Raw genomic sequence first — 16,114 nt, 5'->3', positions numbered from 1 at the left:
AATAAGATTAAATTTTAAAATAATCCCTAAATTCTCTACAAATTTCGAGGAAATTTACTCCATCGATTGTAGGGCTTTCGTTGAAAAATCTAAACATATCTTCAAAACCGTTTTCAAGTTCTTTAGACTTTACTCCATAGCTTATGCTAAGCCCTGCTTCGATAAAAGCAGCGATTTTATCGCAGTATTTTAAAGCCTTGCCATCAATTGCTCCAAATTCGTTTTGATTAAAAGAGCTTAAACTTCCGCTACAAAGCTCTATTTTAGCATTTTTATAGGTGCGATTTTCAAATTCATTTTTGACAAAACTTGCTTCATTGCTTCTGCCCTCTCTAATGCCTAAGATATAAGAAAATTCAGCCTTTAGGTTTTCAGGCACAAAGGGTAAAATTCTATCATTGATCAGTTTCATTTCATAATCATTGATGATAGTGTGAAGTCCGTCTATGCCGTATTTTACAGGGCTTATGATATCACGCGTTAAAGATTCAGGTAAATCATGAAATAAAGCGCAATAAAAATTGTTTTCAAGTCTTTTATCGCAAGCTTTGATTTTAAGTGAATAAAAATATCCTAAAATCGCCACTACAAGCATATGTCCTAAAACAGCAGTTTCAGGTATGCGCGGGGTTTGAGCCCAACGCTTTTGAAAACGAAGTCTTCCGCTTAAATCAATTATTTTTGCGATTTTTTGATTAAGAGCGATTTTTCTAGCTCCTATAAGCTCATAGTAATCTTCTAATTCTTCTTCAACTTTGTTTTTAATCTCATCAATATCATTTAAAAAAGCTGAGGTTTGATAAACTATGTTAAATTCCCATCTTGTAGCAAAATATGAAGCTGCTTTTAAGATAAGTCTTTCTTTAGCATAAGCATTACCGTTTAAATACGCTTCAAAACGCTTTAGAAATTCCCCATCTTCTATATCTTCTATCATAGGTTCGATTTTGCTTAAAACCCAAGCATTAACTTCAGCTTTTTTTTGACGCACGATTTCATGATACACATCAGGGCGTATATCAGTTACCACAACACGACTTAAAAACTCAAAAATTCCACCCTCTATGATAATTTTCATATCCACATCTTTTTCCATTTTTGCAATGAAATAAGCTATGATAAATTTATGCGCTTGTTTATCAAGCTCGACTAAATTTGCCATTCTTGGATAATCATTCCAACGACTGATGGAAGCGGCTTTAAAAATGTGTTCTATGAGTTTTATGTTTATCATGCTTTTGCCTTTTTGCAATTTAAATTTAAAAATTTTCGTTAAAATTGTGAAATTATAGCAAATTTAAGGATAAAAATGAGTAAAAAAGCACTTTGTATCATAAGTGGCGGTATGGATAGTACTTTGTGTGCTTATCTGGCCAAAAAAGAAGGTTATGAAATCATCGCTTTGCATTTTGACTATGAACAACGCACTCAAGAAAAAGAAAAAGAATGTTTTAAGCAAATTTGCAAGGCTTTAAAAGTAGAAAAATCTTATATTTTAGATGTGAGTTTTATCAAAGATATAGGGGGCAATGCCTTAACCGATAAAAGTATAGACATCCCTAAAAATGAGCTTTGTACAAGCGATACTCCACCTATCACTTATGTGCCTTTTCGCAATGGAATTTTCTTAAGTATAGCAGGATCTTTGGCTGAAAAGGAAAATTGTGAGAGTATTTTTATAGGGGTGGTAGAAGAAGATGGCAGTGGTTATCCTGACTGTACTGATGAGTTTATACAAAAGGCACAAGAATTTATCAATGAAGGTACGAGTAAGAATTTCAAAGTTTGTATAAAAACTCCGCTTGTTAGACTAAACAAAGCTAAAATTGTAGAACTAGCCTTAAAAGAAAATGTACCTTTAGAACTTACTTGGTCTTGTTATGAGAGTGAAGATGAAGCTTGTGGGGAGTGCGATAGTTGTTTGCTTCGTTTAAGAGGTTTTGAAAAAGCAGGATTTAAAGATAAGATTAAATATAAGTCCTAGTTTTCACTAGGACTTAAAGCTTAGTTTAAAGTATAAAGCTTGTTTGCTCCATCTTGATAAGAAAGAATATTGATTTTTCCATCTTTAAAGAAAATGCTTCTAGCATTAGTGATAGAGCTTGGGAAAGCGATAGTTTTCACTACTTCTTCTTTGACTGGATCAATTACGGCAATCACATTGTGATTTTTGCTAAGTGCATAAATTTCCCCATCTTTAAAAGTCATAGAAGTTACATAAAGATCGCCTAAAGTTTTACCTTCTTTAAGATTTGCTTTTGGAGTAAATTCTCCTGAAAGAACACGATCTTTTAAAGAAACTTTAGAGATTACAAAAGTTTTAGCGTCTTTGTTGTTTGGAACAGTTGCAAGATAAAGATAATTTCCATCTGTAGTCATACTTGCTACATGGTTGAATTTTGCTCTAACTGTATCAAGTCTTCCACGACCTAAATCTTTTCCTTGACCTTCAAATTTATCATTTCCTTTAATAAAATCTGCATATTGTAAAGCTTCGTCCGCATTTGGATTTTTGGCAAATCTTAGGAAAGATTTATTAGATCCCATGAGAAGAAATTTATTTTCTTTATAAGGAATGATACCTATGATAGGATCGATAGTAGCTGAAAAATAAGGATCAAGCTCAAAACCTTCTTTAACGCTAAAATTATTATCTAAGAAAGCCACATCCCATTTAGAACTTGCTACAAATTCATCATTAATATAATCAAGAGTATTGATTGCTTTATCAAAATTTATGGTTTGTTCATTGATAATTTTAAGCTCATCGTCAATTTCTGCAAATGGAGAATTATTTGTATTATTATCAAATTTTATACCCAATTTTTCACTCGCAGGTGCAAAAGCATAATCAGGAGCTTTAACATCACGCTTTCCTAAGAAAGAAATATTTTGCCATAAACCATTCCAACCCTCTGTGCTCCAAATGATATATTTTGGATTAAGACTAAATCTTACTGGATCACCTTGTCCTACATAAGGAGGAATTCCTGTGCTTACAAAAGCTTGAAAAACATTTGATGCAACGATAAGGGTGCTGATTAAAACTGCTGCGAAGCTAAATTTAGTAAATTTTCTAAATTTTTCACCGTTTAATTCTTTGTCAAAAGATCCAAATTTAGGAGCAAAAGCAAACATCACACCCAAAAGCAAGACTACAGCCCAAAAGACTACTTCAGCCCAAAAATAAGTATGGATACCAAAAACTGCCAAACCAAAACCTTGATCTAAATCTCTATGAGCGTGATTGCCATAATGTGCAAAAGACTGATAAAGACCTACTGCAGTCATGATTAAAAGAGCGGCAAGGTATTTGCCTTTCATACCATAACGCACGATAAAAAGTGCTATAACTCCGATAAAAATCATCGCTTCTCTTTGTCCCCAACAAAGAGTGCATGGGCTATCACCCAACATATAACCAAATACAAAATTTGCAATCCCTACAGGCAAAAGAATAATCAAAAAGCCTGCTAAACACATAAGAGTGTAGAAATTTTTTGTTTTATTTATTTCGTTCATTCTCTAGCCTTTCTTTACAGATTCATTATCGTTAAAAGCGCACCTGTTTTGTGGCCAACATAGAAAAAAACCATTAAAAGCCAAGCTACCATTACCAAACCAAAAGCCAAATTTTCTTTTTCTGGTTTTTTGATAATCAGTATCAAGGCGATTAAAACTAATAAAAGCTCTAAGAACTCCATAATTTCTCCTTTTGATTGAACTTATTAAAAATTGTTTTAATAAGAGTTTATGATATTATATTACAAATTTCTCCTAAATTTTCTATTACACAGCGTACTTCATCACCTTTTTTAAGAAAAACGGGCGGATTTAAACCCATTCCTACACCGCTTGGGGTTCCCATTGATATGATGGTACCGGCTTTTAAGAGCATTCCTGAGCTTAGTTCCTCTAAGACATATCCGATGTCAAAAATAAAAAATTTTGTATTGGAGTTTTGTCGTAATTCTTTATTGACATAACTTTTCAAATGAAGTTCAGGTGGATAAGCAATCTCATCAACACTTGTGATATAAGGCCCCATGATAGTACTTCCCTCAAGGCTTTTTGCGCGGTAAAATTGCTTGTGGCGTTTTTGGAGATCTCGTGCTGAAATTTCATTGATGATGGTATAACCAAAAATATAATCCTTTGCATCTTCAGCTTTGATTTTATAAGCATCTTTACTTAAAATGAAAGCAAGCTCGCATTCATAGTCTAATTGAGAAGTAACATCAGCATGTAAAGATATGCTGCCAAAAGGAGCTGTGGCTTGATTGCAGCGTTTTCCAAAATATACAGGATATTCTCTTTCTTCAAATTTTTCGCCTTTAAATTGTGCAGATTCTTTGGCATGATCTAAAAAATTGATCCCAAGACATATGATATCTTGTCGAGGTTCTATGATAGGAGCTAGATAATCTTCTTTTGGAATTTCATAAGCTGTTTTAGAGTCTAAATCTTTAAACTTATGTTTAAATTCATCAAAATTTATAATCAATTCATTCATATCACGAACATTGATATCAAGATCGGCTAAATTTACGACCTTTCCACTTGAGTTAAACACCCCTAGAGTAGCTTTTTGATTAAATTTAAAATTAACAAATTTCATTTATAAAATCCTATATTTTTATTTTTTGATTATACTAAATTTTTAACAAAAAGTAAATTTTTATTTTAAAAATTTTTATTAAAAATGATAGCTTGTTAGATATGAAGTATCGCCTTTATTTTAAAATGCTGCTAAAATTTTTTCCATACCCTTTTTTGAAAAAATATCAAAATTTTCTCCGTTATAGTTAAATTTTAAACGATAAGAATGCAAACACAAGCGTTTAGCACCGCTTAGTTTTATGCGTTCTTCTATGTCCATTTTGTCATCTAAAATTTTTTCTATATCTTTTTTTTCAAGGCCATAGAGTGGATCGCCTAAAATTTTGTGGTTTTTATAAAATAAATGCACTCTAATTTGGTGTTGTCTGCCTGTGAGTGGTTTGCAAAGCAAAAGTGTAGCATTGAGCTTAGGATAAAAGCTCAAAACCTCAAACTCTGTGATTGCTTTTTTTCCATTTTCACAAATTTGCATTCTAGTTTTAACATCATCATAATCTTTTGTTAAATCCATCGCTTGATCGACTATAAAATTTACTTTAATTTCTCCACTTGCAAGGGCAAGGTATTCTTTTTGAATTTGTTTTTTTTCAAACATAGTTTTAAGTTCAATTTGTGCTTTTTTGTGTTTGGCTACGAGTATGAGTCCACTTGTTTCTTTATCAAGCCTATGGGCTACGCACGCTTTTTTACCCCAAAGGTGCCAAATTTCATCACTAAGGCTGTATTTGCAGTGTCTGCCATTAGGATGACTTAAAATTCCACTTTCTTTTTCAAGTACCGCAAAATCTTCATTTTCAAAAACAATTTCTACTCCCTTGGGATTGTTTTCATAGACTATTAATTCTACATCGCCTTTTAAGATTTTATTTTTTTCTTCTACTAAAATTCCATCACAAAAAAGTCTTTTTTTGTCTATGAGTTTTTGGGCTTCATTTATATTGATTTTCAAATTATCTATAAGGACTTGAAACGCCTTTTTTCCATTGTTTGATAGTTTTATTTTTGTGTAAGCCAAACTTAACCTTTCTCTAAATTTTTTTAGATAAAATTCCATTTTCATTTTTAAAAAAATTATAGCTAAAAAGGTTTCAAAGATGGTTGAAAGATATAGCAGAGAAATCATGGCCAAAAAATGGGATATGCAAGCAAAATATGATGCATGGCTAAAAGTAGAGCTAGCTGCTGTAAAAGCTTGGAATAAACTAGGCCTTATAAATGATACAGATTGTGAAAAAATTCTTAAAAATGCTAAATTTGATATAGCTAGAATTGATGAGATAGAAAAAACTACCAAGCATGATGTGATTGCTTTTCTTACAAGTGTAAGTGAAAGTTTAGGAGAGGAAAGCCGCTTTGTACATTATGCGATGACAAGTTCTGATTGTATCGACACCGCTGTAGCTTTACAGATGAAAGAAAGTTTGGATTTGATTTTAGAAGATGTTTCTTTGCTTTTAGAAGTGATTAAAAAACGCGCTTTGGAACATAAAAATACTTTAATGGTAGGTAGAAGTCACGGAATTCATGGAGAACCTATCACTTTTGGTTTAGTACTTGCGATTTGGTATGATGAAATTTTACATGCAAAAGAGCTTTTAGAGCATGCAAGAGAAGTGATAAGTTATGGAAAAATTAGTGGTGCAATGGGAAATTTTGCTCATGCTCCTTTAGAATTTGAAGAAGAAGTATGTAAAAATTTAGACCTTAAACCTGCACCTGTTTCAAATCAAGTTATTCAAAGAGATCGTTACGCACAAGTGATTTCAGCCATTGCGATTTTGGCTTCATCGTGCGAGCAAATTGCTGTTGCAATAAGACATTTTCAAAGAACAGAAGTATATGAGGCTGAAGAGTATTTTAGCGTGGGGCAAAAAGGAAGTTCGGCTATGCCACATAAAAGAAATCCGGTTTTAAGTGAAAATATCACAGGGCTTTGCCGTGTGCTTAGATCCTTTGTAACTCCTGCTTTAGAAAATGTAGCTTTATGGCACGAAAGAGATATATCGCATTCAAGTGTTGAAAGATTTATTTTGCCTGATGCTTTTATCACGGCTGATTTTATGCTCATGCGTCTTACAAATTTGATCGATAAGCTTTTGGTTTATCCTGAAAATATGATGAAAAATTTAAATCTTACAGGTGGACTCGTATTTTCACAACGCGTTTTATTAGAGCTTCCATTTAAGGGCATTAGCCGTGAAGAAGCTTATAAAATAGTCCAAAGAAATGCGATGAAAGTTTGGGCTGATTTGCAAAATGGCAAAGCTGCTATCAATGAAAAAAATGAAAGCTTATTTTTACTTGCACTTTTAGCTGATGAGGATTTGAGAAAAAGCTTGAGTGAAGAGGATATAAGAAAATGTTTTGATTATAATTATTACACAAAAAATGTTGATGCAATCTTTGCAAGAACTTTTAAATAAGGACAAGGAATACAATGAAAGTTATTAAAAGAAATGGTCGCACAGAAGAATTAGACGTTTCTAAGATCAAAAAATGCACCTTTGATGCTATAAAAGATTTAGAAGGCGTTAATCTAAGCGAGCTCGAGCTTGATGCTAAAATTCAATTTCGAGATGGAATTTCAACTGAAGAAATTCAAAAAACATTGATTAAAACTGCTGTAGATAAAATCGATATTGATTGTCCAAACTGGACCTTTGTCGCAGCTAGACTTTTTTTGTTTGACTTGTATAAAAAAGTGAATGGAATGAATCGCTATAATCATTTGCGTGAGTATTTTGAAAAGGGCGAAAAGGAAGGTAGAATTTTACTTGGGCTTAAAGAAAAATATGATTTAGATGATTTAAATGATTATATTAAGCCTGAACGCGATATGCAATTTACTTATCTTGGCATTAAAACTCTATATGATAGATATTTGATTAAAGATAGCAAGGGTATGCCTATAGAGCTTCCTCAGCAAATGTTTATGGCTATTGCTATGTTTTTAGCACAGAATGAATTTAATCCTCAAGAATGGGCAAAGAAATTTTATGATCTCATCTCTAAATTTGAACTCATGCTTGCAACTCCTACTTTATCAAACGCAAGAACAACACGCCATCAGCTTAGCTCTTGTTATATAGGCTCAACTCCTGACAATATCGAGGGAATTTTTGATTCTTACCAAGAAATGGCATTATTGTCTAAATTTGGTGGAGGTATAGGCTGGGATTGGTCTAAAGTTCGCGCAATGGGTGGAAGCATAGATGGGCATAAAAACGCTGCAGGGGGTATCATTCCTTTTTTAAAAATCACCAATGATATAGCTGTGGCTGTAGATCAGCTTGGCACAAGAAAGGGTGCGATCGCTGTTTATATCGAACCTTGGCATATGGATGTAAGTGATTTTATCGATTTGCGTAAAAATTCAGGCGAAGAAAGACGCCGTGCGCACGAGCTTTTCCCTGCTTTATGGATCAATGATCTTTTTATGAAAAGAGTAAGAGCTAATGATAAATGGACTCTTTTTGATCCTGCAGATACAGCGGATTTGTGTGATTTATATGGCGAGGCTTTTGAAAAACGCTATGAAGAATATGAAAAAGATGAAAGCATTACCAAAGAAATCGTAGAAGCTAAAGAGCTTTGGAAGAAAATTTTGCTAAATTATTTTGAAACAGGCTTGCCATTTTTATGCTTTAAAGATAGTGCTAACAGAGCAAATCCAAATGCTCATGTAGGAATTATTAGAAGTTCAAATTTATGTACTGAAATTTTTCAAAATACCGAGCCAAATTATTATCAAATCAAAGTAGTTTTTGAAAATGGAGATGAGCTTCATTTTGATGAAGAACAAAAAGTTGTGATCGATGGGGGATATGAAAAACCAGCCAAAAAAATCTCAACTTTAGACAGCATTGATGGTAATAAAGTTTATATAGTGGAAAAATATAAAAATGATGGAAAAACAGCCGTTTGTAATTTAGCAAGTATAAATCTTAGCAAAGTGTATACTAAAGAAGATATAGAGCGTGTTGTGCCAACTGCTATTCGTATGCTTGATAATGTAATTGATTTAAATTTTTATCCTCATAGAAAAGTAAAAGATACAAATTTAAAATCTCGCGCCATAGGACTTGGCGTTATGGGTGAGGCACAAATGCTTGCTGAGGCTAAGATTCATTGGGGAAGCGATGAGCATTTAAATAAAATCGATGAGATTATGGAGCAAATTAGCTTTGAAGCTATTAATGCAAGCTCAAATTTAGCGATAGAAAAAGGCTCTTACCCTGATTTTGAAGGATCAAATTGGAGTAAGGGGATTTTTCCTATTGATGTAGCAAGTGAAAAAGCCAAAGCTTTAACCCTAAGAGAAGGGTTGTTTAATCAAAGCGAATGTGATTGGGATAAGCTTAGGGAAAAAGTAAAAGAAGATGGTATGAGAAATGGTTATTTGATGGCCATTGCTCCTACTTCTTCAATTTCTATTTTGGTAGGAACAACACAAACTATCGAACCTGTTTATAAGCGTAAGTGGTTTGAGCAAAATTTAAGCGGTATGATACCTGTTGTAGTGCCTAATTTAAGTCTTGAAACTTGGCAATATTATACCCCAGCTTACGAACTTGATCAAAGAATTCTTGTTAAAGCTGCAGCAGTGCGTGGAAAATGGATAGATCAAGGGCAAAGTTTAAATATCTTTTTATCACTCGATAAAGCAAGCGGGGGTTACTTAAATGATATATATCAATTAGCTTGGGAGCTTGGGGTAAAATCGACTTATTATCTAAGAAGTGAAAGCCCTGATAGCGAAAGGATAAATATTGCTGATCGTAGCATAGAATGTGAAGGTTGCCAATAAAGATTTAAACCTATATTAGGTTTAAATCTTTTTAAGAATTATAAATTTCTTTATCTATGGCTTTTAAATTTTTTGCAGTGCAAAGCGCTGAGGTCATAGCCCCTGAAACATTACTGGCTGTTCTTGCCATATCAATGATAGGATCAATAGCTAAAATAAGGCTAAGCATAACAAAATTATCCCCAAATCCAATTCCTGCGAGCATAATAGAAGCTGCCATAGTTGCACTTCCAGGAACTCCAGCAATACCTAAAGATCCAATAACTGCTACTAATACTATCATCAAAGCAAAAGTAAAATCTATAGGCGTGTGTGTAGCAAATGCCACAAAGATTGCTGCCATAGCTGGGAAATAACCCGCGCAACCATTAAGTCCCGTTGTTGTTCCTATAGAGGCAACAAAGTTAGCCACGGCAGGATTTACTCCAAATTTGTTTTGCAAAGTTGAAGTCGTCATCGGTAAAGTCCCTAAAGAAGATCTTGAACTGAATGCAAACAGCCATACAGGAAAAGCTTTTTTTGCGTATTTTATAGGATTTAGTCCTTGAGAAGCAAGAAGTAAAAAATGCACACCAAACATTATAAACATTGCTATATAGGTAAGAATGATAAAAAGTCCTGCAGTTTTGATTGCTTCAAAACCATTGCTTAGTAAAACATTTGCCATCATACAAACTACAGCATAAGGCATAAATCGAATCACTGCAGCCGTCATATTCATCATAATATTATAAAAAACTAAGACAAAATTTTCAAAAGTTTGAAAAGCTTGTGCATATTCTTCTTTTTTTGAAACTTTTTTTGCGCAAATTCCCACAAAAAAAGCAAAAATTACAATGGCTATGATATTTTCTTTATTCATAACAGAAATGATATTGCTAGGAATTAAACCTAAAATAATACTTGAAAAAGTTTGAATTTCGCGAATTTGTCTCGTTCCTTCATAAGCAGTAAAATTATCACCTAATTGAAAATTGTAAGCCAATAATATACCCAAAGAAGCAGCTATAGCAGTACTAAAAAGTATCCAAAAGAGGCTTATGCTAAGCAAGGAAGAAATTTTTATATTTTTATCAATTTCTATAATCACTTTAATGATACAAATACCCACAAGCGGAATAACTAGCATTTTTATAAAAGCTACAAAAACAGAGCTTACAAAACCAAACCAATGTCTTGCTTCATTGTACCAAATGATAGCACTTGCTTCTTTGCTATCTGGAAATTGAGCTAGATATTGCAAAGCAAAACCAAAGCCTAGGCCTATAAAAAGAGCAAAAAGCATACGAAGGGAGAAATTTACCTTTTTATCTCGCATTTTTTTAAGAATGTAAAAAATTACAAAAAGCACAGCAATAATAGCTACAGTTTGTATTTGCGAGAACATTAAAAACATTTGAAAAAATTGTTTATCCATAAAAAGTCCTTTAAGAAACTATATCAAGTATGAAATATATTTAAAGTATGTCCATAAAATCTTGATCTTATGGATGATACCATAAAAATATTATAAATAAGATAAAATTAGTATGATTTAATGAATATCTTTATGCAAACAATGCTCAAAAATAAATTGATGATCTTGTGGCAAGGCTTCAAATAAAGCATTAGCCAAATTTCGAATCTCCCAAAGAGCAGATTTTGAGCTACGCAAAGAAATAAAATTTTGCAAACTTCTAGCATTGATTGTTAAAGTAAGTTCGGTTTTATAACTCTCAGGTAAGCAGTATTTGGCTATATCCAAGCTTATACTTTTTTGTAAAATAAGGCGTAAATTTTCTAAAGCTTGAATGCTAGCATTATCAACTTCTTCATTGCCACAAAGGACAAGATAACGGCTTGCATTTTCAAAATCTCCTATTTTAAATTCACCCTCATTGCGAAGTTCTTTTAGGGTGTAGCGCGTGCTTTTAACGCTAGGACTTGTATGGCGATGTCTAGCAACTTCTTGTAAGCAAGCCCTTGAAATTCCTTGAATATAAAAAGTATAATTTAAATGCTCTAAGGTTGAGGCATGTTTAAATTTATTTCCTACGCGATCGATGAGTTCTTTATCTTTTTCTCCACCACAATCTCCTTTATCAAAACTTTGCCAACAAGTTCTTGTTGCATGCGAACATACAGAAAGAGGGGTATGAAAAAGTAAAGTGATTTGCATAAATTTTCCTTGATAAATTTTTTTATAATTCTTACATTTTTTACTTAAAATTCTAATGAAATAAAAAGTTTTATCGAGTTATAATTAGACAAAAAATTAAGGCTTATTAATAATGAATAAACAAACCAAATATATTTTTGTTACAGGAGGAGTGTTAAGCTCCTTAGGCAAAGGAATAGCAGCTGCTTCTATCGCAACACTTTTAAAAAATTCAGGACTTAAAGTGAGTATTTTAAAAGCTGATCCTTATATCAATGTCGATCCAGGTACTATGAGTCCTTTTGAGCATGGGGAAGTTTTTGTAACTGATGATGGAGCAGAAACCGATCTTGATTTAGGGCATTATGAGCGTTTTTTGGATGAGAGTTTATCTCAAGATAATAATTTCACTACAGGACGCGTTTATCAAAGTGTGATTGAAAAAGAAAGGCGTGGAGAATATCTTGGCAAAACCATTCAAGTTATCCCGCATATAGTAGGAGAAATCAAAGATCGCATTAAAAAAGCAGGAGAGGGCAAAGATATACTCATCGTTGAAATAGGTGGAACTGTTGGGGATATAGAAGGCTTGCCTTTTTTAGAAGCCATTCGTGCTTTGCGTTTGGAGGTGGGTAAAAATAATGCTATGAATATTCATCTTACTCTAGTACCTTTTATTAAAGCTGCGGGGGAATTAAAAACAAAGCCAACTCAACATAGTGTAGGCGAGTTAAGACGCATAGGTATTAGTCCTGATATGATTATTTGTCGTAGTGAAAAAGCTCTTGATAGGGATTTAAAAGATAAAATTGCTATTTCTTGTGGGGTGGAAAAAAATTGCGTGATAGAAAGTGTTGATGCGGCTAGTATTTATCAAATTCCACTTAATTTTTTAAAGCAAGATATTTTAAATCCTATTGCTGAAATTTTGGATTTGAAAAATTTAAAACCTAATATGGAAAATTGGGACTCTTTGGTAAAAAGAGTTATAGCTCCAAGTAATGAAGTTAAAATCGCTTTTGTAGGCAAATATGTGGATTTAAAAGAAAGCTATAAAAGCCTTACTGAAGCTATTATACACGCAGGTGCAGCCCTAGATACTAAAGTGGAGTTAAAATGGGTAGATAGTGAAAAGCTTGAAAATTTAGAAAGTGCTGAAGCATTTAAAAATGTGAGTGGAATTTTGGTTGCTGGGGGATTTGGATATCGTGGTATAGAAGGTAAGATAAAAGCCATTCAATACGCAAGAGAAAATAAAATTCCTTTTTTAGGAATTTGTTTAGGTATGCAGCTTGCTTTGGTGGAATTTGCTAGAAATGTATTAAAACTTAAAGATGCAAATTCAAGTGAATTTAATGAAAAATGCCAAAATCCTGTGGTTTATTTGATTGATGAATTTATGGATACAAATGGAGAAAAACAAATTCGTACTGCAAAAACTCCTTTAGGTGGAACTATGCGTTTAGGGGCTTATAAATGTGATATCAAGGAAAAATCCCTTTTGGCTAAGGTTTATAATGAAGCAAAAAGTGTAAAAGAACGCCACCGCCACCGCTATGAAGCCAATCCAAAATATCGTAAAGAATTTGAAGATAAGGGCTTGATAGTAAGTGGAGAGAGTGAAGGGCTTATAGAAGCTGTGGAGTTAAACAATCATCCTTTCTTTTTAGCTGTCCAATTTCACCCTGAATTTACCTCAAGATTAGAGCGTGTAAATCCTGTGATTTGTGGTTTTATCAAGGCGGCTATAAGCTATGAAGACGATTGATAAAAATGAAATTAGAAAAATTCTAGCTTCTCGTTTCGAAAAAGATTTACATACCAAACTTTGCGATTTACCTTTGCCTTGCTGCTTAAAAGATATTTACAAGGCGGCAAATCGCATTAAAGAAGCTATAGATAAAAATGAAAAGATCGCTATAGTGGGTGATTATGATGTTGATGGGATTATCTCTTGTGTTATTATGGCAGAATTTTTTGATGATATAGGTTTTGATTATACAGTAAGAATTCCCAACCGCTTTAAAGATGGATACGGTTTAAATGCTGAAATTATCAATGAACTTGATGTAAATTTGATTATTACAGTGGATAATGGTATAGCAGCCTTTGAAGCAGCCAAGCTTTGTAAAGAAAAAAATATTGATTTAATTATAACTGATCATCATATGCCTCAAGATACTTTACCCGATGCCTTTGCGATTATCAATCCTAAGCAAAAAGATTGTGATTTTCCAGATATTGAAATTTGCGGAGCGCAAGTGGCTTGGTATTTAATAGCTGCTTTAAAAGAGGTTTGTAAATTAAAATACGATATGGGTAAATTTTTAGAACTTCTAGCTATTGCCATTGTTGCAGATATGATGGAATTAAGAGATTTAAATAGAGCCTTGGTTAGACGAGGGATTGAGTGTATTAACAAATCCAAAAGAGTTGCTTTTAAGGCGATTAAGCAATATTATCAAAAAGATAAATTTGCACTCGATAATATAGGATTTTTAATCGCTCCTCTTATCAATAGTGCTGGAAGAATGGATGATGCAAGCATTTCTTATGAATTTTTACATACAAAGGACTTGGATAAAGCTTCGGCTTATTTAGAGCAAATCATTAGCTTTAATGAAAGCCGTAAAGATGAGGAAAAACAGCTTTTTGAAGATAGTTTAAGTCAAATTGATGAAAATGATTCTTGTATTGTTGTATCGGGTTTAAATTGGCATGAGGGAGTTTTAGGGATAGTAGCAAGCCGTTTAGCAAAACATTTCAATAAACCCGCTTTTGTATTTTCACAAAACGATCAGCGCTTAAAAGGAAGTGCAAGAAGTGTTGGAAAAATCGATATTTTAGCTTTGATTTCTAAGGCAAATTTCATATTGAGTAATTATGGCGGGCATAAGGGTGCTGCAGGTCTTAGTTTAGATCTTGATTCTTTTGAAAAATTTAAAACCATAATAAAAAAAGAATGTATGGAAATTTCTCAAAGCGAATTTTTAGACACAGATGAGATTTTAGGTATTTTAGATCCTAATGAAATCGATTTTGAAATGCTTGAAATTTTAGAATCTTTCGAGCCTTTTGGGCATAAAAATCCGCGTCCTTTTTTTATTTTGGAAAATCTTTATGTTAAAAATAAAAAATTTTTAGGAAAAGATGAAAAGCATCTAAAACTCATACTCACAAAAGATAATAAAACCATAGAAGCTTTATTTTTTAATTTTGACAAAGAACCCCAATTGTATGAAAATATTAGTTTGCTTGGAAGTATTTCTAAGAATGAATTTAGAAGATTGGCAACTCCACAATTTATTATTAAAGAAATTTTGTAAAAATTTATAAAATTTTTATTTAATATTTATTAATATTATATAAGTTTCATCAATGAAACTTAATTTTAATAAATAAGGGGGCTTTGTGAAAAAGTTACTTTTGTGTGTATGGGTATTTTTATCTATAGGAGTATGTATGGCAGAAGCCAAACCAAAAATTGCTATTTTGGCAACGGGCGGAACTATAGCAGGTTCTATTGATAGTGCTGTGGCTACTACAGGCTATACAGCAGGGGTTGTGGGTGTAGATGTTTTAATCAAAGCAGTGCCACAAATTCAAGATTTGGCTAATATCAGCGGGGAACAAGTAGCAAATATTGACAGCTCTAATATGCGTGATGAAATTTGGTTAAAGCTTGCTAAAAAAATCAATAAGCTTTTTGATGAGGGTGTAGATGGTGTAGTCATTACTCACGGTACTGATACCATGGAAGAAACCGCTTATTTTTTAAATTTGACCATTAAAAGTGATAAGCCTGTAGTTTTAGTTGGTGCTATGCGTCCATCAACTGCTATAAGTGCCGATGGCCCAAAAAATCTTTACAATGCTGTAGCATTAGCTGCCGATAAAGAAGCTAAAAATAAAGGCGTTATGGTGGCTATGAATGATAAAATTTTAAGTGCTAGGGGCGTGGTAAAAACCCATAGTTTAAATGTTGATGCTTTTTCTTCTCCTGATTTTGGAGATTTGGGCTATATAGTAGATGGAAAAGTTTTCTTCTATAATAACATAAGCAAAGCACACACAAAAAATAGCCCTTTTGATGTAAGTAAACTCACAAGCTTACCAAAGGTAGATATACTTTATACTTACTCAAATGATGGTAGCGCTATTGCTGCAAAAGCTTTATTTGACAATGGAACCAAAGGTATTGTTGTAGCAGGAAGTGGCGCAGGAAGCATACATGAAGATCAAAAAAATACTTTAAAAGAACTCATCAAACAAGGGCTTGATGTTGTTGTAAGTTCAAGGGTTGCAGCAGGACGCGTTGCGGTGAGTGATGCGGATAAGAAATTGGGTTTTATCAGTGCTGAAGATTTAAATCCACAAAAAGCTAGAGTTCTTTTGATGCTAGCTCTTACAAAAACAAATGATCCTAAAAAAATCCAAGAATACTTTTTAAAATACTGAATTTAGGCATTTCTAAAAGTTTAGAGAGGATATTTATCTTCTCTAAATTCAGTATTTTCATCCTTTTAACCCCCAACCACCCAAAAATAAGG

13 protein-coding genes are annotated in these 16,114 nt (G+C 32.9%); 6 read left to right on the top strand and 7 right to left on the bottom strand.

All coding sequences use genetic code 11. The features are described from left to right. Positions 1-7: 7 nt before the first annotated feature. Positions 8-1,234 (bottom strand): HD domain-containing protein, encoded by a 1,227-nt coding sequence (locus CCO88_RS01510; protein ID WP_002806225.1) that lies wholly within the window; start codon positions 1,232-1,234, stop codon positions 8-10. Positions 1,235-1,309: 75 nt separating this feature from the next. On the opposite strand from CCO88_RS01510, the gene queC reads away from it, so the two are divergent. Beyond that, positions 1,310-1,984 carry a 7-cyano-7-deazaguanine synthase QueC gene (queC, locus tag CCO88_RS01505; RefSeq protein WP_002779268.1) on the top strand — a complete coding sequence of 225 codons (675 nt, stop codon included), beginning with the start codon at positions 1,310-1,312 and terminating at the stop codon, positions 1,982-1,984. Between the two features lie 20 nt (positions 1,985-2,004). Here queC and dsbI read toward each other — a convergent pair whose 3' ends face one another. From dsbI to CCO88_RS01485, 4 genes are all read right to left on the bottom strand, one after another. Then, entirely contained in the window at positions 2,005-3,522 is a 1,518-nt protein-coding gene (dsbI, locus tag CCO88_RS01500; RefSeq protein WP_002839155.1) for a disulfide bond formation protein DsbI, read from the bottom strand. A gap of 14 nt (positions 3,523-3,536) precedes the next feature. Further along, entirely contained in the window at positions 3,537-3,704 is a 168-nt protein-coding gene (dba, locus tag CCO88_RS01495; protein ID WP_002779270.1) for a disulfide bond formation protein Dba, read from the bottom strand. A 47-nt stretch (positions 3,705-3,751) separates the two neighbouring features. Beyond that, positions 3,752-4,618 (bottom strand): fumarylacetoacetate hydrolase family protein, encoded by an 867-nt coding sequence (locus tag CCO88_RS01490; protein WP_002785494.1) that lies wholly within the window; start codon positions 4,616-4,618, stop codon positions 3,752-3,754. Between the two features lie 120 nt (positions 4,619-4,738). Then, complete coding sequence (locus CCO88_RS01485) at positions 4,739-5,635, bottom strand: RluA family pseudouridine synthase (RefSeq protein WP_002820948.1); 897 nt, start codon at positions 5,633-5,635, stop codon at positions 4,739-4,741. Between the two features lie 79 nt (positions 5,636-5,714). Here CCO88_RS01485 and purB point away from each other — a divergent pair, with 79 nt between their 5' ends. Both purB and CCO88_RS01475 read left to right on the top strand, forming a co-directional pair. Further along, positions 5,715-7,043 carry an adenylosuccinate lyase gene (purB, locus tag CCO88_RS01480; protein ID WP_002785492.1) on the top strand — a complete coding sequence of 443 codons (1,329 nt, stop codon included), beginning with the start codon at positions 5,715-5,717 and terminating at the stop codon, positions 7,041-7,043. 14 nt (positions 7,044-7,057) lie between these two features. Continuing rightward, positions 7,058-9,427 (top strand): ribonucleoside-diphosphate reductase subunit alpha, encoded by a 2,370-nt coding sequence (locus tag CCO88_RS01475; protein WP_002839152.1) that lies wholly within the window; start codon positions 7,058-7,060, stop codon positions 9,425-9,427. Between the two features lie 31 nt (positions 9,428-9,458). Here the strand turns inward: CCO88_RS01475 and CCO88_RS01470 are convergent, their stop codons facing one another. Next, entirely contained in the window at positions 9,459-10,844 is a 1,386-nt protein-coding gene (locus CCO88_RS01470) for a cation:dicarboxylate symporter family transporter (protein WP_002839150.1), read from the bottom strand. 117 nt (positions 10,845-10,961) lie between these two features. After that, positions 10,962-11,585, bottom strand: coding sequence for an FAD-dependent thymidylate synthase (gene thyX, locus CCO88_RS01465; RefSeq protein WP_002779278.1), 624 nt, complete (start codon positions 11,583-11,585; stop codon positions 10,962-10,964). Positions 11,586-11,697: 112 nt separating this feature from the next. On the opposite strand from thyX, the gene CCO88_RS01460 reads away from it, so the two are divergent. From CCO88_RS01460 to CCO88_RS01450, 3 genes are all read left to right on the top strand, one after another. Then, entirely contained in the window at positions 11,698-13,332 is a 1,635-nt protein-coding gene (locus CCO88_RS01460) for a CTP synthase (protein ID WP_002839149.1), read from the top strand. Further along, entirely contained in the window at positions 13,319-14,890 is a 1,572-nt protein-coding gene (gene recJ, locus CCO88_RS01455; protein ID WP_002839146.1) for a single-stranded-DNA-specific exonuclease RecJ, read from the top strand. Before CCO88_RS01460 ends, recJ begins: the two co-directional genes overlap by 14 nt. 100 nt (positions 14,891-14,990) lie before the next feature. Beyond that, on the top strand, positions 14,991-16,022 hold the full coding sequence (locus tag CCO88_RS01450) for a type II asparaginase (RefSeq protein WP_079263971.1): 1,032 nt from the start codon (positions 14,991-14,993) through the stop codon (positions 16,020-16,022). The last annotated feature ends 92 nt before the right edge of the window (positions 16,023-16,114 follow it).

The organism is Campylobacter coli LMG 9860, from assembly GCF_000254135.1.
GTDB lineage: Bacteria > Campylobacterota > Campylobacteria > Campylobacterales > Campylobacteraceae > Campylobacter_D > Campylobacter_D coli.
Note: the sequence above shows the minus strand (reverse complement) of the source record. Positions and strands in the feature narration are given on the sequence as shown.